General features: G+C 43.7%; 1 protein-coding gene and 1 pseudogene. One reads left to right on the plus strand and one right to left on the minus strand.

Going from position 1 to position 2,026, the window contains the following annotated elements:
* Positions 1-257: pseudogene (locus tag B4F91_RS16375) on the minus strand (isocitrate lyase); the annotation flags it as partial.
* A 236-nt stretch (positions 258-493) separates the two neighbouring features.
* Between B4F91_RS16375 and B4F91_RS16380 the strand changes: the two are divergent.
* Positions 494-2,026, plus strand: a 1,533-nt coding sequence (locus B4F91_RS16380) for a malate synthase G (protein ID WP_288636058.1), incomplete at its 3' end; no start/stop codon positions are given.

A 2,026-nucleotide genomic window follows, 5' to 3' on the forward strand; every position in this document is an offset into this window, starting at 1 on the left:
ATTGCCATCATCATTTGTTGCGCAGTAAAACCATGCCAACAACCTAAAGACTGTGTGTATTGGCTGGTGTCTTTATCGTAAGCGGCCATATCTTCACGCATTACATCTGCGGTGTATTGTGCAATTTCAATCCCCGTACGAAAACGGTTTTGTAAACGCATGCGGCTTGCATATTCAGGGTTAATGGCTTTCCATGCGCTACCTTGAGATTGGCAAAGTGTTGCTAGAGTATCGGTTTCACGTGTGTATGTTGTCATAATAAAATCCTTCGAACGGGTCTATAAATTATTTAAATTATTGTGAGAGTGGCTAGGAGTGTGTGCTCCGTATCGCTTGATTCAACATTAGGCTTATTTTTTAGATTTAGTAAATTTATAGTTGTTATTACCGCTATATTTTTTGTGAATGGCTAAAAAGCACGCACTGAGCCTTTTTTGCGTTATTGTTGCTTTAACGCACACAACAACACCGCGACCGTTTAAGGAAGGTAAATATGGCACACACTCTCACACACTCAGGGCTAAGCGTAGATACACAGCTGGCCAACTTTGTAAAAACACAGCTACTCCCAGGCACTCATTTATCTGAGCAGCAATTTTGGCAAAGCTTTGCAAACATAGTACAAACGCTTACCCCACAAAATAACGCTCTTTTAGCTAAGCGCGAGCAGCTACAACAACAAATAGATGACTACCATAAAACAAATAAAACGTGGGATAGCGCGCAGTACCAAGCGTTTTTAACAGACATTGGCTACCTAGTACCAGAGCCTGCAGACTTTGCCATTAAAACCCAAAATGTAGAGCCCGAAATAGCACTCAGCGCAGGCCCTCAGCTTGTTGTGCCTGTTAGCAACGCACGTTTTGCGCTTAATGCGGCTAACGCGCGCTGGGGTTCGTTATACGATGCGCTATACGGCACCGACGTATTAAGTGAAGACGACGGCGCTGAAAAAGGCACTACGTATAATCCAGTTCGTGGTTTTAAAGTAATGGCGTATGCGCGCCAGTTTTTAGATAAGGCCCTGCCCCTTAAAAATGGCTCACACATAGAAAGCACCAACTACTCAATTGTTGAAGGCGCCTTGTCTATCACCCTAAGAGACAGCTCGCATACTCAATTAAAAAACCCTGAGCAACTTATTGGCTACCAAGGCGAGGCGCAAAACCCAAGTGCTATTTTATTAAAAAACAATGGCCTGCATGTAGAGCTGCAAATAGACCATCACCACCCTATTGGCCAAGCCGACAAAGCAGGATTAAAAGATGTTTTGCTTGAAGCTGCACTAACAACCATTATGGATTGCGAAGACTCTGTTGCCGCAGTAGATGCCGAGGATAAGGTACAAGTTTACAAAAACTGGCTGGGTTTAATGCAAGGTAACTTGGTTGAATCGTTTAAAAAAGGCGATAAAACCATAGAGCGTACTTTACAAAGCGATAGGCAATATACAGCCCTTGATGGCAGTAGCCTTACGCTTAAAGGCCGCAGCATGATGTTTGTCCGTAATGTAGGCCACTTAATGACAAACCCTGCTATTACTGACATTTACGGCCAACCCGTATTTGAAGGCATTATGGATGCGATGTTTAGCGCAACCGCAGCCCTGCACGATTTAAATAAAAAAACAGGCATTAAAAACACCAGTGCGCAAAGCATCAATATTGTAAAACCCAAAATGCATGGCCCTGAAGAAGTTGCTTTTACAAATACGCTTTTTAGCATGGTAGAAGAAGCACTTAGCTTGCCAAAAAACACCCTAAAAATGGGGATTATGGATGAAGAGCGTCGTACTTCAGTCAATTTAAAAGCCTGTATACACGCAGCCAAAACGCGCGCGGTGTTTATAAATACTGGCTTTTTAGACCGCACGGGCGATGAAATTCATACCTCTATGCACGCCGGGGTCGCTTTGCCAAAAGCCGCTATTAAAGCTCAGCCGTGGATCAAAGCATACGAAGACCGTAACGTTGATACAGGCCTTGCCTGCGGCCTAAGCGGTAAAGCACAAATAGGTAAAGGTATG

This window comes from Pseudoalteromonas sp. UBA6610 (genome assembly GCF_002433295.1).
GTDB lineage: Bacteria > Pseudomonadota > Gammaproteobacteria > Enterobacterales > Alteromonadaceae > Pseudoalteromonas > Pseudoalteromonas atlantica.